Here is a 25,888-nt window from a genome sequence, read left to right on the forward strand (position 1 = left end):
CAACTGAGCTACAGCCCCATTTTCCAAAAAATGGAGAAGCGATGTCGCATCCGGCGCTATCGCCTTGTATAAGTGGTGGGCCTAGGCTGACTCGAACAGCCGACCTCACGCTTATCAGGCGTGCGCTCTAACCAACTGAGCTATAGGCCCGTATCACTTCCTGGATCTTTAATCTAGCATACATTTTAATTCATTGCAATAGAATTTTTGATTTTTTTATCGTGCGGCAGTGAATTTTTTTGCAAGAAGGCAGACTCAGCTATCCAAAGCTCAGCAAAATAATAGCTTCGTTCAGCGCAAACCGCCTGTTGAAGCCATTTTCATACCGCCTGGATCGCTGAGCCTTCTTGCCATATACCGAATCTATTTCAAAGCTTAAATGTCCAAATCCCTTACAGATGCCGCGTGTTGCTCGATAAACTCCCTGCGCGGCTCTACTTCGTCGCCCATGAGCGTCTCAAACACCATGTCTGCTTCCATGGCGTCTTCCAGGTTCACTTGCAGGAGCGTGCGCATGGCAGGGTCCATTGTCGTCTCCCACAATTGGTCAGCATTCATCTCGCCCAACCCTTTGTAGCGCTGGACGCTTGGCTTCGGTGTAGCCTTGAGGGTCGCGAGTATTTCATCGCGCTGCTTGTCGTTATACGCGTAATGCAGCGTCTTGCCTTGCTTGATGCTGTAGAGCGGCGGCTGCGCGATATAAATGTACCCCGCTTCGATGAGCTGACGCATGTAACGGTAGAAGAACGTCAGCAGCAGCGTGCGAATATGCGAGCCGTCCACGTCCGCGTCCGTCATAATCACAACTTTGTGGTAGCGCGCTTTTGTAATGTCAAAATCTTCGCCTACCCCGGTGCCGAGCGCAGTAATAATCATGCGAATCTCGTTGTTGCCGAGAATTTTGTCCAAGCGCGCTTTCTCTACGTTCAGCACTTTTCCACGCAAAGGAAGAATGGCCTGGAAATGGCGATCGCGGCCGGACTTCGCAGAACCGCCCGCGGAGTCCCCCTCAACGATGAACAGTTCAGATTCCGAAGCGTCCTTCGAAGAGCAGTCCGCCAATTTACCCGGCAAAGCGCTGACTTCGAGCGCACTTTTACGGCGAGTCATTTCACGGGCTTTCCGCGCTGCTTCACGAGCACGGGAAGCCATCAGGGCTTTCTCCACCACTTTTTTCGCTACGCCCGGATTTTCCTCCATAAAGGTGCTGAAGCGATCGCCAAAGACAGATTCGGTAATGCTGCGCGCTTCCGAATTGCCGAGCTTGGTTTTCGTCTGCCCTTCAAACTGCGGCTCCTGAATCTTCACGGAAATGATCGCCGTAATCCCTTCGCGCACGTCATCGCCGGAGAGGTTCGGATCTTTTTCCTTCAGGAGATTGAATTTGCGGCTGTAGTCGTTAATGACACGGGTAAGAGCTGTCTTGAAGCCTGTTTCGTGCGTTCCGCCCTCATGCGTGTTGATGTTGTTGGCGAACGAGTAGATGTTGCTCACATAGCTGTCGTTGTACTGCAGAGCAACCTCAACGAAAAGGCCGTCTTTTTCGCCCTCGCAGTAAATGACCTCTTCGTGCAACGGTTCCCGGTTTTTATTCAAGTATTCCACGAACTGTACGATACCGCCCTCATAGTGGAACGATTCTTCTCGCTCCTGGTCCGGGCGCGTATCCTTCAGCGTAATGCGCAGCCCTTTGTTGAGGAAGGCGAGCTCGCGAATACGTTTTTGCAAAACGTCGTATTCAAAAACAGTCGTTTCCGTAAAAATCGTCGGATCTGGCTTGAAGGTGACTTTTGTTCCCGTCTCCTCTGTCTCGCCAATGACGGCAAGATCAGCATCAGGCGTTCCGACTGTAAAGCGCATATAGTGAATTTTGTTGTTTTGCTTTACTTCTACTTCCATCCATTCAGATAGCGCGTTCACTACCGAGCTACCTACCCCGTGCAGACCGCCGGAGACTTTGTATCCGCCACCGCCGAATTTTCCGCCGGCGTGCAGGACAGTCAAAACCGTCTCAACGGTTGATTTTCCGGTTTTTTCATGGATGCCGGTCGGGATTCCCCGGCCGTTATCAGTTACAGATACGGAGTTGTCCGGATGAATGACCACCAAGATGTTGTCGCAATAACCGGCAAGCGCTTCGTCGATAGCATTGTCGACAATCTCCCATACCAGGTGATGCAAACCGCGGCTGCTGGTCGAGCCGATATACATGCCGGGACGTTTCCGAACAGCTTCCAGACCTTCCAGAACCTGAATCTGACTCGCATCATAGTTTGTATCGTTCGTCGTCACTTGATCCACTACTCTGTCAACTCCTCCACTTCAGCTTGTACAAAGGGAAACTGATCCAAGCTGTCCACGAACTGAGCGCGTCGCTTTAGCGTCAGAGAAGAAATAGGTGAACAGTAAATGGCGTCCTGGGTGATTACATAAGATTTTGTTTCTTCCACGCTGTGATCGACAATCGTTTTCCGCTTTTCCTCCAGGAAAGCCTTGTTGACCTTCGAGGATTTCACGGTTTGATGGTCGAGGATGGAAATAACTTCCTTAGTGCTCACCACAGTATCTCCACCAATGTGAATAAACATCCCTGACCCCTACCTTTCTCCCGAGATTGTCCCTTCCTTCACGTAAAACCGAGAGGCTTGCTGGAGAACCTGATGCTTTAAGCCTTCCACACCTGTCGTGCTTACAAACGTCTGAACCCGATCCTGAATGGTTTCGAGCAGCAGGGTTTGCCGATGTTCATCCAACTCTGACAAGACATCATCCAACAAAAGAACGGGGTATTCCCCGACTTCTTCTTTAATCAGCTCAATTTCGGCCAATTTGATGGACAGGGCGCTCGTGCGCTGCTGCCCTTGCGAACCGTACGTCTGGACATCCATGTTGTTCACTTTGAGTGAAAAATCATCGCGGTGCGGTCCGATCAGCGTGCTTCCGCGCATAATTTCCCGGTCGCGAACCTCTTCATAGGCAGCCAGCATTTTTTCAACCGCTTGCTCTGCCGACATTTCATCCGTAACGGGCGATGAGTTCACGTAATGCAAAGAAAGCATTTCCCTGCCGTTGGTAATGCCGGTGTGGATCTCCTGCGCCCACACCTCCAGCTTGCGCAGAAACTCAAATCGCTTCCTCAACAATTTTACCGCTAAATCGGCCAGTTGGGTATTCCAAATTGCCAGCATTTCCAGCGAATGGCTTTTTTTCATCGCCAAGTCCTTCAGCAGTTGGTTCCGCTGAGCCAGCACCTTGTTGTAGTTGCTCAAATAATACAGATAGGTGGGCGAAACTTGGCCAATTTCCATGTCAATGAAACGCCTACGCTGGGCAGGCGCTCCTTTTACAATGGACAGGTCCTCCGGCGCAAACATGACTACGTTCAAAGCTCCCACGTAGGCGCTCAGCTTTTGCTGCTCCATTCCGTTGATTTTGGCCCGCTTTCCCTTGGTTGTCAACTGCAGCTCCAAACGAACAGAACCGTAGCGACGAAGAACATCGCTACGGATCGTGGCGTAATCGGCATCCCACGCAATCAGCTCCTTGTCTCGGGGCGTGCGGTGGGATTTGGCCAGAGCCAGAACGTATATCGACTCGAGTGCATTGGTTTTCCCTTGGGCGTTGTTCCCGATGAACAACTGGATCGGTCCGTCAAAATCCAAGGACAAGGATTGGTAGTTGCGATAGTTGGTTAGCGACAGGTTCTTGAGAAACAAGAATCACGCTCTCCTCTCAGCGGCGTACCACTTGAAAGCGGCCATGGCCTTCAATCGCCACTTCATCGCCAGGATATAGCTTGCGGCCGCGCCGGTTGTCCAACTCGCCATTGATCTTGATCGGCACTTCTGCCAAAAACGCTTTAGCCATGCCGCCTGTGTCAATGACGTCAGCCAGCTTCAAAAATTGGCCGAGCGCAATGTATTCGGTGTTGATGGAAACCTCACGCATGGTTTGGCTCCTTTCTTTTACGAAAAAGAACTTTTTTACGAAAAAGACCTAGTAAGTACGGACTGGCAGGATCAAATGCAGCATCCAGTCGTGGTCTGTCGGACGAATCACGAACGGACTCATCGGGCCGGTAAAGCTGGCTTTGATCTCGGCGCTGTCGATCGCACGCAAGGCGTCAATCATGTACTTCGCGTTGAAGGAAATCTTCAGCTCTTCGCCGTTCGTGGCTTTTGGCGTCAAAATGTCCGTAACTTTACCGATTTCCGGTGCGTTGGAAGTGATCTCCACGCTGCCGTCCGGCAATGTAACCAGCTTGACCACGTTCGATTTGCCTTCGCGGCTGAGCAAGGAAGCGCGCTCAATTGATTGCAAAAATTCCTTGGTGCTGACGGTAATCTCGGTTTTGCTGCCTTGCGGGATGATTCTGGTCGTGTCCGGGTAAGTTCCTTCCAGCAGACGGGAATAGAACAGAATGTGCTTGGACTTCACCAAAATCTGATTGTCGGCTACGACGATGTCAGCCGGGTTTTGGTCGTCATCGAGAATTTTCACCAGTTCGTTGCAGCTTTTTCCTGGCACGACTACGTTGTGGAAGGACAAGTCTTCCGGGCATTCTACCATCGCAGTACGGCTGGCCAGACGGTGACTGTCAGTAGCGACAAAGCGCAGCTTGCCTTGTTCCAGGGACCACATGAGTCCAGTCAAGATCGGACGCATTTCGGAAGTAGAGACGCCAAAAACGGTTTGCCGGATCATGGCTTTCAGCAAGTCACAGGGAACGCTGAAAACTTTGTCTTCTTCCAGATGCGGCAGTTGAGGATACTCGCTGGCATCCATTCCGTTAATGGTGAATTCGGCTTGTCCCGAACGGATTTGCGTAACGAGACGGTCGTCTACCTGAATGTGAATCTCATTGCTTGGCAGCTTGCGCACGATTTCGCTGAAAATGCGCGCTGTCAAAACAATGCTCCCATGCTGATGGATCGTTACTCCCCATTCTCCCGCTTCTTCCAAAGGAATCTGCACCTCGATGGATACATCCGAATCGCTTGCAGTCAGAGTAAGTCCCTCATCATCCGTCTTTATCTTAATCCCTGTCAAAATCGGAATGGTGGTTCTGCTGGAAACCGCTTTGCTGACATGTGACACGGCGTTAGACAGCTTGTCTCGCTGAACGGTAATATGCATCAACGTGATCCTCCCTCTATCTGCGCCATTTTTTAAGTGGCTATGCATAATGGCTGCGTCTTTATCATATCTTATTAGGATAAATCTTTTTAAACAGAAGTAGTAATAGGGCCTGTGGATTTGTGGATATGTGGATTGATAACGTAAAAGATAGCCTATACACATGTGGGTAAGTTGTGTATAGGCTTTTTGCGTTATGCACAGGTTTAATGGTTTGCTTTTAACTTTTCAATGAGCGACTGAATCGTAGTCTGCATCTGCGGGTCGCTTGCCAGCGCCCGAGAGATTTTTTCGTGTGCGTGAATGACGGTCGTATGGTCGCGTCCGCCAAATTCGTCCCCGATTTTCGGCAAAGAGGCATCTGTCAGCTCGCGAGACAAATACATGGCAATTTGCCGCGGAAAAGCGACGGTTTTGGTTCGCTTTTTCGCCTTGAAGTCTTCCAGCTTGAGGCTAAAGGCTTCTCCGACTGCGCGCTGGATGTCCATGATCGTAATGACGCGAGGGCGAGAAGACGGAATGATGTCTTTCAGCGCTTCAGCGGCCAACTGCGTATCAATGTCGCGATTAATCAGCGAAGAGTAAGCCACGACGCGGATCAGGGCGCCTTCCAGCTCGCGGATGTTGCTGTCGATCTGGTTCGCGATGTACGCCATTACCTCATTCGGGATGTCGAGATTCTCAGCTTTTGCCTTTTTGCGCAAAATGGCAATCCGCGTTTCCAAATCTGGCGGCTGAATGTCGGTAATGAGTCCCCATTCAAAGCGGGAGCGCAGACGATCCTCCAGAGTCGGAATCTCCTTGGGAGGCCGGTCAGAGGAGATAATGATCTGCTTGCTTTCTTCGTGCAGGGCATTAAACGTATGGAAAAACTCTTCCTGCGTCGATTCCTTGCCTGCCAAAAACTGAATATCATCAATTAAAAGAACGTCTACACTCCGGTACTTATTGCGGAATTCGACGGCCTTGTTGTCGCGAATAGAGTTGATGAATTCATTGGTGAACTTCTCTGACGACAAATAGACCACTTTCGCCGATGGATTGTGTTGAATGACATAATGGCCAATTGCGTGCATCAAGTGGGTTTTGCCAAGTCCGACTCCTCCGTAAATGAAGAGAGGATTGTAAGCTTTAGCAGGAGCTTCAGCGACCGCAAGCGAAGCGGCGTGAGCGAATCGGTTCCCGGCACCGATGACGAAGGTGTCAAAGGTGTACTTGGGATTTAAAATGCTGGGTGGCTGGTCATCCGCTGCTGAGGGCGGAGCGCTCATTTTCACCCGCGGGGCTGGTTGTTCTTCGGCAAATGCGGCGTCCTGATTTTGCAGGGCGACGAATTTTACCTTCATATTGATACCTGTCACTTCATATAGTGTATCGGTAATCAGTTGAGCGTACCTGGTTTCAAGCCAATCCCTCGCAAAGTCGTTGGGCGCGACGACGATCAGTGCATCTTCTTCCAAGGTTGTTGCTCTCGTCGCTTTGAGCCAGGTATCAAAACTTGGTTTGCTTAGCGATTTTTCTATCTTGGCGAGAACTTTGCGCCATAGTTCGCTAATCGCTGCATCCAACCAGAATCCCTCCTTTTGGGCCGTCCGAAAAATAAAATCACCGATAAGAAACAAACGATAGCAATTGCAAAAAACCTCATATGTGTGACCCAATTGTCAACACGGTCGTTTACAGCGACTGTGGATAAAAAAAGTCGAAAAATAGGGATTCCGCTCGTAGAAGAGAAAAAAAGCAGACGGTTATCCGCATCCCTGTGAGTAACGACATACACATAGGAAGGAATCTGTCCACAAACTTATCCACACCCTGTGGAAAAACCGATTAGCCTATCGGAGTTATTCACGCTTCAAAACAAAAACATAATAACAGATATAAGGCATGGCATCAATGGTTTTTTCATACTTATCCACAAACACAACCACTGGTACCAGGCACATATTCACATATCTATATTTTGTGTACAAGCTGTAGATAAACTTGTCGAAATCTGCTTTTGTGGATAAGATGATATCCACAGATCCGGGAAATAGTTTTATGGGGATATTTGCCTTGGTAACGAAATTCCACTGTCGCTTGACTTTTTTACTATATGTCCTTATAATGCAAAAGAATGTCTGTGCGAGACGGAGGTGTAATACGAAATGAAACCATCTTTTAATCCTAACAATCGCAAGCGCAAAAAGGATCATGGATTCCGTAAGCGCATGAGCACAAAAAACGGCCGTAAAATTTTGGCTGCTCGTCGTCAAAAAGGTAGAAAAGTTCTTTCCGCGTAAGGCCACATTTCCAGTGGCCTTTTTGTTTGCGCAATGATGTCGGAAAATTCTTTTTAAGGTGTGAAGAGGAAGTCTAACCGCGATGTGGAACCTTTCTTGGGGGAGAATCATTACCTAGCTATGGAAAGGCTCTTGCAGCATAGCAAAGAGCGGGAGGAACCGATGAAGCCTTATAAGGATGAAACCGACTTTTTTATTGAGTTGGGCCGTGACTTTGTCGAGCAGCTATCGCTTTCGGGGATGGTATGCGCCTATGCGGGCGGTTCGGTCGGGAGGGGGGAGGCAGACGCCTTCAGCGATCTCGACCTGAATGTGTTCATGGAGGGAGCCTCTGAACATCGAAGTGAAAACCGCCAGTTTCGCGGGCAACTGATTCAGCTTCACGTGCATTCAGTGCCGACGATAGAGGACGTGCGTGCCAACCCGTGGGCGTGGCGGTATTTGCAGGAGGCCCGGCTGATTGCCGATCCCACGGCTCGTTTTGCGGGCTGGTTTGTGCAGATGCAAGATTACCTCGAATCGGAAGAGGCTCGGCAAAAGATGATTGGCCAGGTGAAGGCGGCGATTGCGGCGTATGAGCGGAGCGGAGATGAGGCGCTTGCAGAAGGACGCTTTTATTCAGTTGCCCTGCTTGAGTGGGCCGGCTGGTTGGAAGCTTTGCAACTGATCGCTTGCGTTTCGCATGGAAAGCTCAGCGATCGTGCGCTGTATCAGTTGCTGCGGGAGCTGGGCGAATGGACAGCGCTTGAGCAGTGTTTTGCGGAGACGTATCAGACAAAAGAGGCGCTCATGGATGGGCTGGCGGTGCTTGCGGCCTATCGTGCCCATTTGAAAACGCGCCGCGGTCAGGAGACGTTTTCGCTGGGAGCAGAGAATGACGTTCTATTGAAGCGAAAGATCGACAGGCTGCTGCGACAAGGCCAGTACGTAGAGGCGGGCTTTCTGCTGTTTTCCGAGGCCGTGTGGCTGTATTCCAGCACGGACGAGGGCAACTGGTGGGAGGAGCATTGGGGAGAGCTGCCGCCCGAGTTGGGCGAGGCGCTTTTGGAACTTGGTTTTTTCCAGATGGATGAGCTGGGAGTCTCTGAGCTGCGCAGGGCAAAGGCCGAGCTGATCGCAAAAATAGACTAATTTTCCCTGATTTTCCCTGGTGTTTTTTGATTTTCGCACAAAGTGCGCAGACTTTGGGAAAAAAGTGGACGAAACAAGGATATACTGGTAGATGCTGTTTACGTTTTCTACTATAATTGTGATGTTAGGGGTTGTTTACCTTGCATCGTTCACACCGGCTCAAAAAAAATGAGCACTTTCAAGCAGTGTTTCAACGAGGAACTTCGGCTGCCAACAAGCAATTTGTCCTGTATTCAGCCAAACAAGAGGGACAGGCTGCTTTTCGCGCCGGAATTTCTGTCAGCAAAAAAATTGGTAACGCTGTTATCCGCAACAGAGTCAAACGGCTGATTCGCGAAGCGGTAGCGCGGCTGGAGTCAGACATTCCACTCGGCCTCGATCTTGTCATCATCGCCCGTCCGGGAGTGGAAGCCATGTCGCTTGAAGCCATTGAGCAATCTCTGTTGCACGTGATGAAGCGCGCCAAAGTAATCAAACGGGCACCCGTACATAATGGAAAAAGAGGGTGAAACGATGATTGCGAAAGTCATGGTTTGGTTGATCCGCGGATACCAGTTGTTTATTTCTCCGCTGAAACCTCCTACATGCAGATTCGCGCCCACCTGCTCGCACTACGCTATCGAATCGGTTCGCCGGTTTGGGGCGTGGCGTGGAGGCTGGCTGGCTCTTCGTCGCATCCTGAAATGTCATCCGTTCCACCCGGGCGGGTTTGATCCAGTTCCGGATCAACGCAAATAAGCATACCTCATTGAAGCGGGGAAAAGGAGGATCACCCTTGAGTAGACGTACCCTCAGCATGCTAATGCTGACTATGCTGGTTCTTGTGCTGTCAGGCTGTAACCCGGCGACTGCTGAGCCTATCGGCCCTGACGCAACCGGCTTCTGGGACAAGTATCTCGTATATCCCTTGTCCTGGTTGATTAAAGAAAGCGCTTTGGTGCTTGGAGACAACTACGGTTTCGGTATCCTGGTAGCGACAGTCATCATCCGTTTGATTGTGCTGCCATTGATGGTTAAGCAAATCAAGAGCTCCAAGAAAATGCAAGAGCTTCAACCGGAGATGCAAAAAATTCGTGAGAAGTATAAAAACGATCCGCAAAAAGCGCAACAGGAAACAATGGCTGTCTTCCAGAAAAACGGCGTCAATCCACTCGCGGGTTGCTTGCCGATGCTGGTGCAAATGCCTATCCTGATCGCCTTTTACCATGCCATCATCCGGACGGAGGAAATCAAGACGCAAACGTTCCTCTGGCTGACTTTGGGTGAAAAAGACCCGTACTACATCTTGCCGATCATCGCTGCGATTACGACGTACTTGCAGTCGAAAATGATGGGACAAGCGACACAGGGCAACCCGCAAATGCAAATGATGCTGGTCATGATGCCGCTGATGATTTTGGCCATCGCCGTCACATTGCCATCTGCGCTGTCTCTGTACTGGGTTTACGGCAACCTGTTTACCATCGTACAAACGTACTTCCTGTATCGTGATAAAGGCAATAAGCTTACTCCCAAGGAGGGAACCTCCAAGTGAAAAAGGTGGTAGCTACGGCAAAAACGATAGACGATGCTGTGCAAAAAGCTTTGCTGGAATTGGGTGTACCGCGTGAAAAGGCGAGTATCCGCGTTCTGGAGGAGCCGAGCAGGGGCCTTTTTGGACTGATTGGGGCCAAGGACGCCAAAGTGGAAGTGGAATTTCATTTTGACCCGGTTGCACAGGGACGTGACTTTCTTCAAGATGTTTTGTCTAACATGAAGGTGAACGCCAAAGTGGAGACTCGTACTAATGAAGAGGGCATCCTGTTTGATATCCAGGGCAGCAACCTGGGAATTATCATTGGCCGCAGAGGGCAAACTCTGGATTCCTTACAGTATCTCGTAAACGTCGTAGCGAACCGTCATGCGGACAAACATGTACGCATCACCTTGGATGCGGAAAATTACAGGATGCGCCGCAAGGAAACATTGGAGCAGCTCGCTGACCGTGTCGCGAAAAAGGCTCTGTCGACCAGGCGGGACGTGCGGCTGGAGCCGATGTCAGCCGCGGAGCGCAAAGTAATTCACGCCTTCCTGCAAAAAAGAGCGGATGTCGTCACCTTCAGCGAAGGAGACGAGCCAAACCGATATATCGTCATTGCACCGAAAGAAGCCTCTCGTTAGGCTTCTTTTTTTGGCTTCGCTCGAAATAGACGGAGAACGGTTCGCCAGTTGGAGCGGGCGCGAGAGCGAGGAAAATCGACAAATTGCGACGTGCGCGCTTGCAGCGTGGCCGCCAAAAACAGTTGTCCACTGTGGATAAGCGCGGGAAGGGTTGAGCTTTTCGCAAAAAGATCATACTGTGGATAACGAGAACGGACAGCAACCTTGGACGGCGGGGTTGCTTTTTCTGGTTGGGGAAGGAGAGCGTGCAAAATTTGCACTTTCATTTGGAATTTTTCAGGGCGATCTGTTAAGCTAGTAAGTTAGTGGCTGACTTGTCTGATTGGAAAGCTTGAGGTGAAGGTCATGAAATTCGATACAATAGCAGCGGTTGCGACACCGATGGGCGAAGGCGGCATCGCCGTCATTCGGGTAAGCGGTGCGGAAGCGATCGACGTTGTGGATAAGATATATAAAGGAAAACAGCGGTTGTCCACAGTGGATAGCCATACGATTCACTACGGTCACCTATACGATCCAGAAACGGGTGAACGGGTGGAAGAGGTGCTTGTGTCTGTGATGAAGGCTCCGCGTACGTTCACGCGAGAGGATGTAGTGGAGGTAAACTGCCACGGAGGAATCGTGTCCGTTGAAAAGGTGTTGGAGCTGATTCTGGATAACGGCGCCAGACTGGCGGAGCCGGGCGAATTTACGAAGCGTGCGTTTTTAAACGGACGCGTCGATTTGTCTCAGGCTGAGGCCGTGATTGATTTGATCCGGGCGAAAACAGACAGAGCGATGAAGGTGGCTTTGAACCAGGTAGAGGGCAAGCTGTCGCGGCTCATTCGACAGTTGCGCCAAAATTTGATTGAAGCCATGGCGCATATAGAAGTAACGCTGGACTATCCCGAGCATGACGTCGAGGAGTTTACGCAAAACTTCCTGCGCGGAAAATGCCAGGAGGTAAAAGGCGAGATTCAGCGGCTTTTGCAGACAGCCAAGCAAGGGAAAATATTGCGCGAAGGCTTGTCTACGGCGATTATCGGGCGGCCGAATGTAGGAAAGTCCTCTCTTCTGAACAGTCTCGTTCAGGAGGAAAAAGCAATCGTCACCGATGTGGCCGGAACGACTCGTGACGTGATTGAAGAGTACGTCAACGTGCGCGGGGTTCCTCTGCGTCTCATTGATACGGCAGGGATTCGCGATACGGAAGATATCGTGGAGAAAATCGGGGTGGAAAAATCGCGTCAGCTTTTGCAAAAGGCTGATCTTGTTCTGCTCGTCGTCAATTACAATGAGCCGCTCACGGCTGACGACTATGCGATTTTTGAAGCGGCAAAAGGCTTTCAGGTCATCGTGATCGTAAACAAGTTCGACTTGCCGCAAAAAGTGGACCTGGAAGAGATCAAGCGTCATTTCCCGCAGCAGCCGCTTATCATGACCTCCGCGCGTGAGGAGAAGGGGATCGACTTGCTGGAGCAGGCGATCGGGGACATTTTCTTCAGTGGACGCGTGCAGCAGGATGATTTGACCTATGTGAGCAATGCCCGTCATATTCAACTGCTTCGCCAGGCTGAAAAAGCGATTGACGAGGCGCTGGCCGGAATTGATGATTTGATGCCTGTCGACATGATCCAGATCGACATCAAAAAGTCGTGGGAGCTGCTCGGCGAAGTGATTGGGGAGAGTGTCGGCGAAGATTTGATCGACCAGATTTTCTCTCAGTTTTGTCTGGGCAAGTAATCGAAGCGAAATGGACGCAGCATAGAAGTATTTGGAGGACACATCGTCCTGTTTAAAAGGAAGTCGTGTGCGAGAGAGTCACTCACGAGTAAGGGGGAAAACAAAAATGAACGTTGTACCTGCGTATGAAGCGGGCTCGTTTGACGTCATCGTAATCGGGGCAGGTCATGCCGGCTGTGAAGCGGCTTTGGCGGCGGCGCGCATGGGCTGCAGCACGTTGCTTTTGACGATCAACCTGGACGCTGTTGCGTACATGCCGTGCAACCCGTCGGTAGGTGGACCGGCAAAAGGCCACGTCGTGCGGGAGCTGGATGCCCTCGGCGGCGAAATGGGACGCAATACCGATAAAACGCACATTCAAATGCGCATGCTCAATACGGGAAAAGGTCCTGCTGTACATGCTTTGCGCGCGCAGGCGGACAAATTCGCCTATCAGCATGAAATGAAAAAAACGATTGAAAATACGCCAAATTTGATCCTCCGTCAAGCGATGGTAGAGGAGCTGCTCGTCGAGGACGGTGTCTGTGTAGGGGTTATCACCCAGACAGGGGCGCGGTACAAGGCAAAATCGGTTGTTTTGACGACCGGAACGTATTTGCGCGGAAAAATCATTCTCGGCGATTTGCAGTACGAGAGCGGCCCGAACAACATGCGTCCGTCGATTCGCCTGGCCCATCATCTGAAAGAACTCGGCTTTGAAATGACGCGCTTCAAGACAGGTACGCCTCCGCGCGTGCACAAAAACAGCGTCGATTTTTCCAAAATGGAGATTCAGCCTGGAGACTCGGTGCCACGCGCCTTTTCGTATGAAACAACGGAGTTTATCATGGACCAGTTGCCTTGCTGGCTGACATATACCAATGAGGAGACGCACGGGCTCATCAATTCGAACCTGCACCGTGCTCCGATGTACTCGGGCATGATCGAAGGGACCGGACCGCGTTACTGCCCGTCTATTGAGGACAAAGTCGTGCGCTTTAACGACAAACCGCGCCATCAAATCTTCCTGGAGCCGGAAGGGCGGAATACGGAAGAAATGTACGTGCAGGGCTTGTCTACAAGCTTGCCGGAAGACGTGCAATTGTCGATGCTGCGTTCGATGGCGGGGATGGAAGAAGTCAAAATGATGCGCCCAGGCTATGCGATCGAGTACGATTCGATTGTGCCGACGCAACTGTGGCCGTCTTTGGAAACGAAAAAATTGCCTGGCCTGTTTACGGCCGGTCAAATCAACGGAACTTCGGGGTATGAAGAGGCAGCGGGCCAAGGGCTGATGGCGGGCATCAACGCAGCGCGCCGGGTTCAGGGCAAACCGCCAGTCATTTTGGGCCGGGAAGAGGCGTACATTGGCGTTTTGATCGACGACCTGGTGACAAAAGGGACACATGAGCCTTATCGTCTGCTTACTTCCCGCGCCGAGTATCGTCTGCTTTTGCGTCATGACAATGCCGACCTGCGTCTGACCGACATCGGCTACGAAATCGGCTTGATTAGCGAAGAACGCTACAAGCGTTTTACCGAAAAACGCCGCTTGATCGAGCAGGAAAAGGAGCGCGTGGAAAATACGCGCGTGCGTCCCGACATGGAGCATGTACAGGAAGTGTTGCGTGCAGCGGGCTCGCCAGAACTGACAGAAGTGATTGAGCTGGCGCAACTGCTGCGCCGCCCGGAGCTGACTTATAGCCATATCGAAGCGATGGTTCCCGCGCCGCAAGCGTTGCCGGAGGAAGTGAAAGAGCAGGTAGAAATCCAGATCAAATACGACGGCTACATTAAAAAGTCTTTGCAGCAGGTCGAACGGATGAAAAAGATGGAGGAACGCCGCATTCCGGCAGACATCGACTACCATCAGATTTCCGGCTTGTCCAAAGAGTCCCGGGAAAATATGTCCAAAATCCGTCCTTTGAACATCGGGCAAGCGGCGCGCATCGCAGGGGTAACTCCTGCAGACATTTCCGTTTTGATGGTGTATCTGGAGTATAAACGCGCAGGTGCAGCGGAGTAAGGAGATCAGCTAAATGACCAAAGAACAGTTTGCCGAGGCTCTCGCAGCGCAAGGCATTTCGTTAACGGATCGTCAGAAGGAGCAGTTTGACCAATTTTTCCGTCTGCTTGTGGAATGGAACGAGAAAATGAATCTGACGGGCATTACCGAAGAGGGGCAAGTGTACATCAAGCACTTTTACGATTCGATCACGCCTGCCTTTTACTTCCCTTTTGACCAGGTAAAGTCGGTCGTAGATATTGGCGGCGGTGCCGGCTTCCCGAGCATCCCGCTGAAAATTTGCTTCCCGCATCTGAAAATGACGATTATTGATTCGCTGAACAAGCGCATGAGCTTTTTGCAGCATGTGGCGAGCGAATTGGGGCTGGCAGATGTTCATCCCGTCCATGGACGGGCAGAGGATCGCGGACAAGAGGCCGGCTATCGCGAGCAGTTCGATCTCGTAGTTGCCCGCGCTGTGGCACGGCTGAACTTGCTGGCTGAATTTTGTCTGCCATTTGCCCAGCCGAAGGGCCATTTTATCGCTCTCAAAGGGGCAGATATTACGACTGAGCTGAACGAAGCGAAAAAGGCGATCAAAACGTTGGGCGGCAAAACGCGAAAGGTGGAGACGTTCCAACTGCTGGAGGACGCAGGGGAGCGCAACATCGTCATCATTGAAAAAATAGAGGCGACGCCGAAAAACTATCCGCGCAAGGCGGGGGTTCCGGCTAAGAAGCCGTTGGTATAGTAAGAGGATTGGAGAAGATCGCAGAGCGGGGCTGCGGTCTTTTTTTGTTTTGGGAAGTGGAGAGAGAGTTAGGGGAAGATGAGCGGGGATAAGGTGGTTTTTATTGTTTTAGGGGGCTAAGGGAGTTAAAGGGTTTTTGGTGGAGTTTTTTTGCTATCGGTCGTTATTGGTCGGGAGAGCGTAAGTCGGTATTGGTGGGATTGGAACGGAGGGGGTGGGCATGTGTTGTAAGTGGGGAGGTGTTTTTGAGCGAGGCGGGCGTGGTCTTGGGGAGTTAGAGTGGCTAGCGGCCTGGGGAACAGGCTGAAAAGCGGTCTGAAAAGCAGCCTGAAAACTTTTGGGGCTTTTTTGCTTAGGTCAAAGTTCTTTTTCTTATATGGCTATGGTGCGCGAGGAACGATTAGCGCGAGGTTAAAGGGGATATGTGTGTGTAGAGAGGAAAATTGGAGTGTAGGTGGTTGTGGGGTGGGCGAGCAGGCAGACAGACAGGCAGACAGGCAGGCAGGTGGACAGCCAGCCAGACACCAGCCAGACATTCGGACCCATAAGCTGTTTTGGCTTGGTTGGCGAAGTTTTCTTTTCTCACGGCAGAACGTTTGGAACGAAGCGACTTACTCTCGTGAGCAGAGGCGAGTTCGGGTGGAGGTAGTCGTGGCCTGCGCGAGCGGACAGTCGACCTCCAAAGCTTCTTCGGTCCTTTATGAGAAGTCCTTTTACCCGCGACCAACCAACATTCGAGTCCTTACACGCCAAAATGAATCTACCGCTTAGGCGCATGCAGCTCTCTCAGGGCGCATATACATACGAGTAACAGTGACGATAACGATTACCGTTCTGAGAGGATGATAGATATGGAAGAAGCGTGGACTTCCCTTTTTCCACCGGAGCTTCCGACTATTTTGTTGCGGCTGTTCCTTGCCTTTTTGGCGGGAGCCATCATGGGGTGGGAGCGGGAGCGTTTTATTAAGGACGTGAGCAGGCAACGAGGAGCTGGCTTTCGGACTTACAGCCTCGTTTGTTTCGGATCTTGTCTGTTTGGACTGGCCTCCATTTACGGCTTTCAATCCAGCGGGGTGAACAACGATCCCGGCAGGGTAGCTGCACAGGTGGTTACGGGCATGGGTTTTTTGGGGGCGGGGGCGATCATCAAATTCAACGGCTCAGTGAAAGGCTTGACGACTGCGGCCGGGATGTGGGTGGCGTCGGCGATCGGACTGATGTTTAGTGCGGGCATGTACATAACGGCGATTGTAGCTGCATTTTTTGCTTACCTGACTCTGGACTTCCATCGGTTGTTTCCCAAGCTCTTTTCTGTCACCAAGATTTCACATCCTACCGATGAGAGCATAGGTGGGGAAGAGCGGGGAAAACACAGTGGCAAAGCCAATTTCTATGACCACGATCACGATTGATGTTTCACGTGAAACGTTTTTCCCAAGCAGGAATTGGGCGAAGCTTGCAGAATTACTAATATAAAAGAAAACTAAGTCATTTACAGAGAAAATGGCAATAGGTCAAAGGGGATTTTTCAAAACGATCGGATAGGCAATACGAGTCTGGCAGGAAGTGCATCGTGTAGTGCTTGGGAACCTTGTTCGCGGGTGTTGACCGCAATTCTCCAATGAAAATGGGGGAATGCAAGGAAGGGGGCATTTCTGCGTTAAGTGGCTAACGATCTGAAAGGCGAGGGGGACGGAAACTAGCTCTGAAGAACTAGCCTCGTTTCACAGTGGACACCGGACAGCAGCATCCACTTAACGGTATAGGGAGACTCTATCAGTCCCATGCAACTCTGAGCGGCTGCTGGCAGCATAGCGGAGGGTTTTTAGCGAAAAAATGCCTGAAGCGGGCGCTGATGCACTTCGTCATGCCTGACAAAATGGCAAGGCGCGCGGACTAGCGAATGTGTATATGTTTTAACAGTCAATTCCAGCCGATATTTACACCAGAAAGACAAATAGCTTTTTGCCGAGATTCTGCCATGTGAATGGACAGGACCTTTTTTTCACGTGGAGGGATGTTTTTCGTTTTCACCACGCAAAAATTTGTACAGGATTGCCTGTTTAAGCAAAACGGTTGATTACAGACAGCTTTTGGCGTCGCAGGATTACTTTTTGCAGGTGATGATGCAAAGGCAGCGCAGCTAGTCGCGTCGACTTGGCGGCGAGGCTTGGAATGACTGATGAAGAAGCCCGTGCCGCTTGGCATTCAGTTCTTCGGCAGATGCTTAGAGAGCTGGAGTCTCGAAAGCTTTACGCACAGAGCAGCAGTGGTTTTACATTAGCGCGATGGAACGGGTAGAAGTGGGGGATTTTTCTATGGCAGTGAAGGATTCATTTTCTCGGATTTTTGGATTGACAGACAAGACAGATAATGAAGAAATCAGGCAGCTTCCAGTCGAAGAGATTGTGCCAAATCCATATCAGCCTCGAACGGTTTTTGATGACGAGAAAATCGACGAGCTGTGTCAAACGATTCGCACTCATGGGCTGATTCAACCGATCGTTGTCCGGGTGAGAGACGGCCGCTACGAGTTGATTGCCGGAGAACGGCGTTTGCGCGCAACAAAAAAGTTAGGCATGGAGAAAATTCCTGCGATCATCAAAGATTTCAACGATGCACAAACAGCTTCGATTGCCTTGATTGAAAATCTTCAGCGCGAAGGACTGACGGCGATTGAAGAGGCTGTTGCCTATCAGAAGCTGATCGATTTGCACGATTTGACGCAGGAGAGTCTGGCGCAGCGTCTGGGAAAAGGGCAGTCGACCATCGCCAACAAGCTGCGACTTTTGCATTTGCCGCAGGAGGTGCAAGATGCGCTGTTGACTCGCCAGGTGACAGAGCGCCATGCGCGAGCATTGATTCCACTCAAGGACGCGGAACTGCAAGTAAAAGTGCTGGCAGAAATCCTGGAGCGAGAGTGGAATGTCAAGCAGACAGAGGTGCGCGTCAAGCAGCTTCTGGAAGCGGCGGAAAATCCAAAGGCGGAAAAAGAGTCAAAACCGCGCTGGAAAGCATTCTCCAGAGATGCCCGCATCGCGATCAATACAGTGCGCCAGTCGATTGACATGGTCATGCAGACGGGCTTGCCAGTAGAGACGAACGAGGAAGACCATGATGAATTTTATCAATTCACCATTCGGATTCCGAAAAATAACAAGTAGGAAGCAAGTGTACGAAGTATGGTAGGCGAAGGGCTTAGCTGCCTTCTCTTCTATGAGAAGGGCTGTTTTTGCAAGAAGGGCGTAGTCGATTTCGGGTAGTGGCTTTTGGGCGAGATGGGCTTCGTCATGAGTTGTGGGCATGGTGAATCGTGTCCTAGCGAAAGCCTACGAGTTGAACACGTATTGAGAATCGCGGCCTTGCAAAAAGTCTGCGATTTGAAGGCGGTTTTGATCGTTGCCTTGCGCAAAGCTTGTGAGTTGAAGTTGCGTTGTGAATGGTGGACTTGGGAAACAGCTTGCGAGTTGAATAGCGTCAAAAATCGTAGACTTGGGAAAAGCTCGCCAGTTGAAGTGATATTCCGAATCGTGCCCTTGCGCTAAGCCTGCGATTTAAGGGCGGAGCGTTGCAAAAGTTGTCGAGTTAAAAGGGCGGCGAGAATGAAGGCTGTGAGAAAAGATTGTGGGTTGAAGTGCCGTCGTGAATGGTGATCTTACGAATAGATTTCGAATAGAAGCGGCGCTGTGAACCGTGGCTTGCCAAATGGTTACGAGCTGAAATGGCGTGTGAATCATAGCATTGCCAAAAGCTGACGAGCTAAAATGGCGTGCGAATCATGGCATTGCCAAAAGCTTGCGAGAAATGGCGTTGTGAATCGTGTCCTCGCGAAAGCCTACGAGTTGAAATGCCGTTGTAAATCTGGCATTGCCAAAAGCCTACGAGCGATAGTACCGTTGAAAACGATGTCCTTACAAAAACCTAACGAGTTGAAGTGACGCTGCGGATCATGCTTTTGCAAAAGCTTACGAACTAAAGTGCCGTCGTGCCCGCCCGCGTGACCTCGCGAAATCCATGCGAGTTGAAATCAAATCGTGTCCCGTACCCTTTAGAAAGCCAACAGTCCGAAAAAACGCCAAGAATCGCAACATAAGAGCATGAACGGCAACACCTGCCCCACTATACCTCTGTCTCTATAATAATAGATAATAGAGAACAGAAAGCCACTCCCATAAAAAAAGAACATATCAAAACATAAAACGAAAAAACGGCAAGGGCGTGGCGACAGGGTCGCCTTTCTTTTTGGGCAAATCCGAATGAGAAAAGTAATAGATCGGAGCAGCGAGCACTTACGACTGTGCCCGACTACCTGCACGACCGATTCTTTTTGGGAGTTTGCATGCGCGGCCTTGACCGTTTTTTCCAAGCTTTGCTTGCGTAAGAAGCATCTTTTTCTGGCAAAAAGGGGACAATCGGAACTGTTCGGACAAAATTAAGGACAAATTGTCTCAATATCAAAAAAACAGCGTACGGGCAAGCAATAAATCTGGTAACATGGGTAGTACCAAGCTTTTTTTACGTTTTGGGGTAGTCGTTGTTTCGCGATGAGGTTTCGTTTTGTGTATAACAGACAAGCTAGCGCAGCTTTTTGCTTCAGAAGGGGAAGTTTGGAACGGATGGAAGCCTGAAAAAGCTGTCCGAAAGCTTCTTCCTGGTTGGAAACAACAACCGCCATCCCGCAAAAAGCTTTTCCATAACGCTACCTGATACACACATTTCAGAGGCAACGTCACAGGCCCCACATTGAAAAGTTCTTAGATAGTTAAAGAATCTGCCCGGGTCCAGCCGGATCAGGCAGAGCATAGGCAGTTGAAGATAACCGATCACGAGTCTTTTGGCACAAACCAGATATTCTTGAAGGCGTTCCGGAAAGCTGGCGATTGTATCTTGCTAGGCAAAATCACAAGCTTTCCTACACGAGAAAAATGAGGTGGAGAAGTTGGGTAAAATCATTGCGGTTGCGAACCAGAAAGGCGGCGTCGGGAAAACGACTACGTCCGTCAATCTAAGTGCTTGTCTGGCCGCATTGGGGAAAAAGGTGCTGCTGGTGGATATTGATCCACAAGGGAACGCAACCAGTGGTATCGGAGTAAACAAAGCCGATGTCCGCTATTGTATTTATGATGTTCTCATTAACGACATCAGCCCCGTAGATGCGACTCTGCCTACCGAGATTGAAGGATTGATGATTATTCCGGCGACGATTCAATTGGCGGGAGCAGAAATTGAATTGGTTCCAACGATATCCCGGGAGGTTCGTCTGAAAAAAGCCTTGGAGGTTGTGAAGGACAAATACGACTTTGTCATTATCGATTGCCCGCCTTCCTTGGGAATTTTGACAGTCAACTCCCTGACTGCTGCTGACTCGGTCTTGATCCCGATTCAATGTGAATACTACGCATTGGAAGGATTGAGCCAACTGTTGAACACAATTCGCCTGGTACAAAAGCATCTCAATTCGCAATTGGCGATTGAAGGCGTCGTGCTGACCATGCTGGATGCACGCACGAATTTGGGGCTGCAAGTGATTGAGGAAGTGAAAAAGTACTTCCAGGAGAAAGTGTACAAAACGATTATTCCGCGAAATGTTCGTTTGAGCGAAGCGCCATCACATGGACAAGCCATTATAACGTACGATCCACGCTCGCGTGGTGCAGAAGTTTATTCTGACTTGGCGAAGGAAGTGGTAGGGGTATGAGTAGAGGTTTGGGAAAAGGGCTGAATGCACTTATTACGTCCAATCTCATTGAAGAAGGGGAGCAAGTAAAAGAGGTTTCCGTCAGTGAGATTCGTCCCAACCCGTATCAGCCCCGTAAAGAATTCGAACAATCGGCTATTGATGAATTGGCAAACTCGATACGGGAACATGGCATTATCCAGCCGCTGATTGTCCGGAAAAGCATCAAGGGTTACGAGCTGGTAGCGGGAGAAAGACGCTTGCGTGCAGCGAAGCTCGCGGGCTTGAAGCAGGTTCCGGTAGTCGTCAAAGCCTACACCGATCAGCAGTTGATGGAAATTGCGCTGATTGAAAATCTGCAGCGGGAAAACCTCAATCCGTTGGAAGAAGCGGAAGCATATGAAAAGCTGATCGCGCACCACGATTATACCCAAGAGCAGCTTGCTCAGCGAATCGGAAAAAGCAGACCGCATGTAGCGAACATGCTGCGGCTGTTGCAACTTCCGGAAAGCATTCGAAAAATGGTTTCAGCAGCAGAGTTGTCCATGGGCCACGCTCGGGCGCTTTTGGGTGTCTCAGATGAGAAAGTGCAAAAGCAGCTTGCGAAGGATGTAGTGGAAAAAGGGCTGAACGTGCGACAACTGGAAGAGTTGGTCAAACAGTTGAGTGTTTCACGTGAAACAAAGAAGAAAAAGCCGGCAAAAAGCGAGCCAATTTTGGTTGAGCTGGAAGAACGGCTGCGCAGTCGCTTTGGAACCGCCGTGAAAATTAAAAAAGGCGCGAAACGCGGCAAGATCGAAATTGACTTTTATTCGCAGGAAGATTTGCAGCGGATCATTGAGATACTGAATGATGAGAAGTAAGTCCAGGAGGTAGTCATGGCGATCATCTATTTGGATAACGCAGCTTCAACTTGGCCGAAGCCACCCGGCGTGAAAGAGCGGATGGCTGAAGTCATCGAAGATTTTGCCGCCAACCCTGGCCGGGGTGGACATACCTTGGCGATGAAAGCGAGCAAGACCGTGTTTCGGACACGAGTGCAGTTGTCGCGGTTGTTTGGGATTCAAAACCCGAATAACCTCTTTTTTTATCTAAATGCGACACAAGCACTCAACCAGGCGATCAAAGGGTTTCTAAAGCCGGGCGATCATGTGATTTCTTCGTCAGTGGAGCATAATTCAGTGAGACGTCCTATTGAATATATGCGCCGCGTCCATCAGGTAGAAGCTACTTTTGTCGAGCCTAGAGGCGATCATCTTTTTCATGTTGACGATTTTGCCAAGGCGATCCAGCCAAACACGCGTCTGCTGGTCGTAAGCCACGCTTCCAACCTGACAGGTGTTATTTTGCCGATTGCAGAGTTGGGCAAACTGGCCAAAGAGAAGGGTATCACGTTTCTGGTAGACGCCTCGCAGTCGGCGGGAGTGCTGCCTATTCACGTCGAAGAAATGAATATTGGCATGCTGGCGTTTCCCGGGCACAAAGGGCTGTATGGTCCACAAGGGACAGGCGGATTGTATGTGCACAGCGACATTGATCTGGAGCCGTTGCTGCATGGGGGAACTGGCAGTCAATCAGAAGCGATTGAGCAACCGACTACGCGTCCGGACCGCTACGAGAGCGGGACGTTGAATACAGTCGGTTTGGCAGGATTACTGGCCGGGGTCGAATTTGTCCTGGAAAAAGGCGTGGAAAACATTCGCCAGCATGAATGGGAGCTTGCCAAGCAAACGATCACAGGTCTGCAGCAAATTCCTGGAGTAGAGGTGTACGGTCCGGGAATTGAAACAGAGCGGGTCGCAGTAATCGCGTTCAACATCGGGCAGGTGGATGCATCGGAGGTATCCTTTATTCTCGATCAACAATACGGAATCGCAACGAGATCGGGCTATCATTGCACGCCGCTGGGGCACCATACGGCAGGGACCGAGCAGCGGGGAGCGGTGCGGGCCAGTTTTGGGATGTTCAATACAGAGAAAGACGTAGAAGCTCTTATGAACGCTGTTAGAGAGATAGCATCGGCGTTTTCGTAAGGTAGCGGTAGGAGGACACACACGTGATCTTGTTAGGAACCCTGGTAAACGCTGGCGCCATCATAGTAGGAGCTTTGTTGGGGAGGCTCTTGACGAGGATTCCCGATTCGATCCGACATACAGTCATGCAAGGAATCGGGCTGGCTGTGATGATTTTGGGCGTCAAGATGAGCCTTGGATCGGGCAACTTCTTATTGGTGATCGTCAGCATTGTTTTGGGGGCAATTATAGGGGAATTGATGGGGATTGAAAAAGGCTTGAATCGTCTGGGGCACTGGCTGGAGCGGAAGGTTGGCGGCGGAAAAGGCAGTATTGCCACCGGGTTTGTAACAGCTACTCTGGTCTATTGTATCGGCGCAATGGCTGTTTTGGGAGCGATGGACAGCGGGTTGCGAAACAACCACGACATTTTGTTCACCAAAGCGCTTCTGGACGGCTTTTCCGCGATTATTTTCACTTCGACGCTAGGGATTGGCGTCATATTTTCAGCAGTACCTGTGTTTTTGTACCAAAGTGTGCTGACGTTGCTGGCTACCCAAATTTACAGTGTGGTGAGCCAAACGATGCTCGATGCGATGCTGGCAGAAGTAACGGCAGTGGGTGGCTTGATGATTATCGCGATTGGGATCAACATTTTGGAGATCAAAAATATCAATGTAGCGAACATGCTGCCCGCACTGGTGATTGCAGCATTGGGAGTTCCGATTAGCCAGTGGTTGTCCAGTTTTTTATAAGATGGCAAGATAGCGGGAAAAGACTTTTTCTGTGCGCGGGTAGCGTGCAGGAGGGGTCTTTTTTTCATGCAGGGCGATGGGGCGCGTAGAACTCAGGGCGGACATTTTAAAGATGGGAGCAGGCAAAGGCAAAGCTGTAGGGGGAGTCGGGGGTTCGGAGTAAAAGCTAGGGAGCAAGTAGGAAGAGTGGGGAAGAGAAATGAAGCAGGACAAAGGGAAAAGGCAGAAAGAAGAAACCAGAAACCAGAGAGCATGACAGGTAGCCGTGCGCTGTGCCGTTTGAAATGACCTACTGCAAAAGGCACACACATAGCCATTTGATTTCAAGGGACTGTCCACAACAACTCGCAATAATAGTGTGAGACCAAGTAAACAGTAAACGGAGCTGCTGAGACTTACTTTTTTTGACGCGACGAACGGGCCATGCCACTGTAAACCATACAGCGAGGAACAACGGAGCGAAAGGAATGCGACATGTAAGTTTGGCATAAAAAAAACCGCTATCATCAAAAGAAAATGTCGTGCGATAATGACCATTAGAACGGAAAGCGTCTTGTGGGGAGAGAAAGTCAATGGTGGGTTTTATCGTCAATCCCGTGGCGGGAAATGGCAAAGGGAAGAGAGTATGGGAGAGGATAGAGCCTGCTGTAAATGGCTTAGGAGCGGTTTTTTCCGTGAGGGAGACATCGGGAGAGGGAGACGCGGAAAAGCTGGCAAAAGAGTTGATTCAAAAAGAGGGAGTAAATAAAATCATTGCAATAGGGGGAGACGGAACCGTTCATGGCGTGTTGAACGGGATCTATCAGTCCGGACAAGCATGCAAGTTTGGCTTGGTGCCGGCTGGATCAGGGAACGACTTTGCCCGGGCGCACGGCATTGTCAACGATCCGAGCGAGGCAGTGGAGCGAATTTTGTCAGAAAAAGCAGAAAGACGGATTGATCTGATGCTGATGAACGGGCGAATTGCTGCAAATTCGATTGGAGCAGGCTTTGATGCGCAAGTAGCGAAAGCGACCGATGCAGCGCAATATAAAGCGTGGCTGAACCGATACGGACTGGGTGGACTGGCTTATGTCATTTCCGTTTTACGGGAGCTGCGCAACTTCAAGCCGGGCCATCTGAGCTTGCAGGTCGACGGGCAAACGATCGACAAGTCGGGAGTTTGGCTTGTGACAGCAGCCAATATTCCGAATTACGGCGGGGGAATGAAAATTTGCCCTATGGCGGTCGCCGACGATGGCCTGACGGATATTTGCGTCGTCAGCAATGCAAGCCGGGGAGAGCTGCTGCGCGCCTTTTTGAAAATATACACAGGCACCCATGTCACGCATCCGAAAGTTTCCTTTTTCCGCGGGAGCCAGGTCACGATTGAAACGGCTGTGCCGCTCATGGTTCATGCCGATGGCGAATTGATGGGGGAAACCCCCGTTCAGGTGAAAATGCTTCCCGGTCAACAGGTGATTTTCGTCTAAAAAAAGAGACTTGCCATCCGCAGAGGGACCGGGCAAGTCAAAGAAAATGGCTATTGATTTGAAAAGGTCGAGGGAAGATGGTCAGTCGTGCAAAACACTATCCAAACGGTTCGGCGCAGCAGCGAGTGTCGCGGCTTTGGCCAAACCAGAGGCAATAATCTCGGCCATGTTCATGACGACGGCAAGTCGCGTGTTTTGGAGTACGAAATACTCCATGAAGCCGCCGACATTGACGATTCCAGTAATGTGAAACGTACCGACAGGCGGCAACTCCTTTTTGACCCCGGCACCTGGCTTTAGCGGACCGCTGATGACATTGATGTTGCCGACGTGGCTGAATTGGCCCAGACAGGCGTCTACGGCAATCAGTGTAGCGCTGGGGTGGTTCGTTTGGATGGAATCGAGTTTTTCCTTGAGATTCATCGCATGCACCGGATCGTCCAGCGTTCCGTACACTTGCAAATGACTGGGCGCGGCAGTTTGCAGCTTGGTTCCGACGAGCGGCCCAAGCGCGTCGCCTGTCGAACGGTCTGTGCCGATACATATAATTACAATGTCTTCATCATACGGTTTTAAGCGAAAGCGCTGCGCAAGGTGTCTAGCCAGATGATCGTCTGCGTTTTCACTGCGGTATTCCACTTTAAAAGGTGGCAAAGAACAGCTTTTGAGATTTTCAAATGTACTCATGGCTACCCCCACTCTTGCGGACTTGGCCTAAACGTTATAGAAGAGTATTCACAGTATAGTACCGGGAAGTCATTTTTATACCTGCTAATGGGAAGGTTGTGGAGGTTTTGAAAAAT

The 25,888-nt window shown here is 50.5% G+C and carries 23 protein-coding genes and 2 tRNA genes (1 of these 25 cut by a window edge); 16 read left to right on the forward strand and 9 right to left on the reverse strand.

Features of this window, described 5'->3' with window-relative positions; genetic code table 11:
• From BA6348_RS02945 to dnaA, 8 genes are all read right to left on the reverse strand, one after another.
• Positions 1-18, reverse strand: a tRNA-Ala gene (locus BA6348_RS02945) (it extends 58 nt beyond the left edge of the window).
• A 55-nt stretch (positions 19-73) separates the two neighbouring features.
• Positions 74-150: transfer RNA gene (locus tag BA6348_RS02950), tRNA-Ile, on the reverse strand.
• Positions 151-375: 225 nt separating this feature from the next.
• Positions 376-2,292: a DNA topoisomerase (ATP-hydrolyzing) subunit B gene (gyrB, locus tag BA6348_RS02955; RefSeq protein ID WP_369750389.1), complete on the reverse strand. Its 1,917-nt coding sequence runs from the start codon at positions 2,290-2,292 to the stop codon at positions 376-378.
• Positions 2,293-2,300: 8 nt separating this feature from the next.
• Complete coding sequence (gene remB / locus BA6348_RS02960) at positions 2,301-2,588, reverse strand: extracellular matrix regulator RemB (protein WP_005828313.1); 288 nt, start codon at positions 2,586-2,588, stop codon at positions 2,301-2,303.
• A 9-nt stretch (positions 2,589-2,597) separates the two neighbouring features.
• Positions 2,598-3,716, reverse strand: a complete 1,119-nt coding sequence (recF, locus tag BA6348_RS02965; RefSeq protein WP_005828315.1) for a DNA replication/repair protein RecF — start codon at positions 3,714-3,716, stop codon at positions 2,598-2,600.
• A 16-nt stretch (positions 3,717-3,732) separates the two neighbouring features.
• Entirely contained in the window at positions 3,733-3,948 is a 216-nt protein-coding gene (gene yaaA, locus BA6348_RS02970) for a S4 domain-containing protein YaaA (protein WP_005828317.1), read from the reverse strand.
• 48 nt (positions 3,949-3,996) lie between these two features.
• Positions 3,997-5,136 carry a DNA polymerase III subunit beta gene (gene dnaN / locus BA6348_RS02975; protein WP_005828319.1) on the reverse strand — a complete coding sequence of 380 codons (1,140 nt, stop codon included), beginning with the start codon at positions 5,134-5,136 and terminating at the stop codon, positions 3,997-3,999.
• 206 nt (positions 5,137-5,342) lie between these two features.
• The gene (dnaA, locus tag BA6348_RS02980) at positions 5,343-6,704 is read right to left on the reverse strand and encodes a chromosomal replication initiator protein DnaA (protein WP_005828320.1); all 1,362 of its coding nucleotides are present in this window, start codon (positions 6,702-6,704) and stop codon (positions 5,343-5,345) included.
• Between the two features lie 582 nt (positions 6,705-7,286).
• On the opposite strand from dnaA, the gene rpmH reads away from it, so the two are divergent.
• The 16 genes from rpmH (at position 7,287) to BA6348_RS03070 (ending at position 25,085) form a co-directional block, all read left to right on the forward strand.
• Complete coding sequence (gene rpmH, locus BA6348_RS02990) at positions 7,287-7,421, forward strand: 50S ribosomal protein L34 (RefSeq protein ID WP_005828322.1); 135 nt, start codon at positions 7,287-7,289, stop codon at positions 7,419-7,421.
• 162 nt (positions 7,422-7,583) lie between these two features.
• Complete coding sequence (locus BA6348_RS02995; RefSeq protein ID WP_007779814.1) at positions 7,584-8,552, forward strand: nucleotidyltransferase domain-containing protein; 969 nt, start codon at positions 7,584-7,586, stop codon at positions 8,550-8,552.
• A gap of 140 nt (positions 8,553-8,692) precedes the next feature.
• Positions 8,693-9,061 carry a ribonuclease P protein component gene (gene rnpA, locus BA6348_RS03000; RefSeq protein WP_005828326.1) on the forward strand — a complete coding sequence of 123 codons (369 nt, stop codon included), beginning with the start codon at positions 8,693-8,695 and terminating at the stop codon, positions 9,059-9,061.
• A gap of 4 nt (positions 9,062-9,065) precedes the next feature.
• The gene (gene yidD, locus BA6348_RS03005; protein WP_005828328.1) at positions 9,066-9,290 is read left to right on the forward strand and encodes a membrane protein insertion efficiency factor YidD; all 225 of its coding nucleotides are present in this window, start codon (positions 9,066-9,068) and stop codon (positions 9,288-9,290) included.
• Positions 9,291-9,327: 37 nt separating this feature from the next.
• On the forward strand, positions 9,328-10,086 hold the full coding sequence (gene yidC / locus BA6348_RS03010; RefSeq protein WP_007779807.1) for a membrane protein insertase YidC: 759 nt from the start codon (positions 9,328-9,330) through the stop codon (positions 10,084-10,086).
• Positions 10,083-10,712: an RNA-binding cell elongation regulator Jag/EloR gene (gene jag / locus BA6348_RS03015; protein ID WP_005828332.1), complete on the forward strand. Its 630-nt coding sequence runs from the start codon at positions 10,083-10,085 to the stop codon at positions 10,710-10,712. The genes yidC and jag overlap by 4 nt, the downstream gene beginning before the upstream one ends.
• 345 nt (positions 10,713-11,057) lie before the next feature.
• Positions 11,058-12,434, forward strand: coding sequence for a tRNA uridine-5-carboxymethylaminomethyl(34) synthesis GTPase MnmE (gene mnmE, locus BA6348_RS03025; protein ID WP_005828334.1), 1,377 nt, complete (start codon positions 11,058-11,060; stop codon positions 12,432-12,434).
• A 106-nt stretch (positions 12,435-12,540) separates the two neighbouring features.
• On the forward strand, positions 12,541-14,439 hold the full coding sequence (mnmG, locus tag BA6348_RS03030) for a tRNA uridine-5-carboxymethylaminomethyl(34) synthesis enzyme MnmG (RefSeq protein WP_005828336.1): 1,899 nt from the start codon (positions 12,541-12,543) through the stop codon (positions 14,437-14,439).
• Positions 14,440-14,452: 13 nt separating this feature from the next.
• On the forward strand, positions 14,453-15,169 hold the full coding sequence (gene rsmG, locus BA6348_RS03035) for a 16S rRNA (guanine(527)-N(7))-methyltransferase RsmG (RefSeq protein WP_007779804.1): 717 nt from the start codon (positions 14,453-14,455) through the stop codon (positions 15,167-15,169).
• A gap of 851 nt (positions 15,170-16,020) precedes the next feature.
• Positions 16,021-16,581: an MgtC/SapB family protein gene (locus tag BA6348_RS03040; protein WP_005828340.1), complete on the forward strand. Its 561-nt coding sequence runs from the start codon at positions 16,021-16,023 to the stop codon at positions 16,579-16,581.
• 906 nt (positions 16,582-17,487) lie between these two features.
• Positions 17,488-18,333, forward strand: coding sequence for a nucleoid occlusion protein (gene noc / locus BA6348_RS03045; RefSeq protein ID WP_007779796.1), 846 nt, complete (start codon positions 17,488-17,490; stop codon positions 18,331-18,333).
• A 1,775-nt stretch (positions 18,334-20,108) separates the two neighbouring features.
• Positions 20,109-20,867 (forward strand): ParA family protein, encoded by a 759-nt coding sequence (locus tag BA6348_RS03050; protein ID WP_007779793.1) that lies wholly within the window; start codon positions 20,109-20,111, stop codon positions 20,865-20,867.
• The gene (locus tag BA6348_RS03055) at positions 20,864-21,709 is read left to right on the forward strand and encodes a ParB/RepB/Spo0J family partition protein (protein WP_005828344.1); all 846 of its coding nucleotides are present in this window, start codon (positions 20,864-20,866) and stop codon (positions 21,707-21,709) included. Before BA6348_RS03050 ends, BA6348_RS03055 begins: the two co-directional genes overlap by 4 nt.
• A 15-nt stretch (positions 21,710-21,724) precedes the next feature.
• Positions 21,725-22,879 (forward strand): aminotransferase class V-fold PLP-dependent enzyme, encoded by a 1,155-nt coding sequence (locus tag BA6348_RS03060; protein WP_005828345.1) that lies wholly within the window; start codon positions 21,725-21,727, stop codon positions 22,877-22,879.
• Between the two features lie 23 nt (positions 22,880-22,902).
• Entirely contained in the window at positions 22,903-23,613 is a 711-nt protein-coding gene (locus BA6348_RS03065; protein WP_005828347.1) for a DUF554 domain-containing protein, read from the forward strand.
• Between the two features lie 572 nt (positions 23,614-24,185).
• The gene (locus BA6348_RS03070) at positions 24,186-25,085 is read left to right on the forward strand and encodes a diacylglycerol/lipid kinase family protein (RefSeq protein ID WP_026557679.1); all 900 of its coding nucleotides are present in this window, start codon (positions 24,186-24,188) and stop codon (positions 25,083-25,085) included.
• A gap of 81 nt (positions 25,086-25,166) precedes the next feature.
• On the opposite strand, the gene yyaC is transcribed toward BA6348_RS03070, so the two are convergent.
• Positions 25,167-25,772, reverse strand: coding sequence for a spore protease YyaC (yyaC, locus tag BA6348_RS03075; protein WP_122952693.1), 606 nt, complete (start codon positions 25,770-25,772; stop codon positions 25,167-25,169).
• Positions 25,773-25,888: the final 116 nt, after the last annotated feature.

This window comes from Brevibacillus agri (assembly GCF_004117055.1).
GTDB lineage: Bacteria > Bacillota > Bacilli > Brevibacillales > Brevibacillaceae > Brevibacillus > Brevibacillus agri.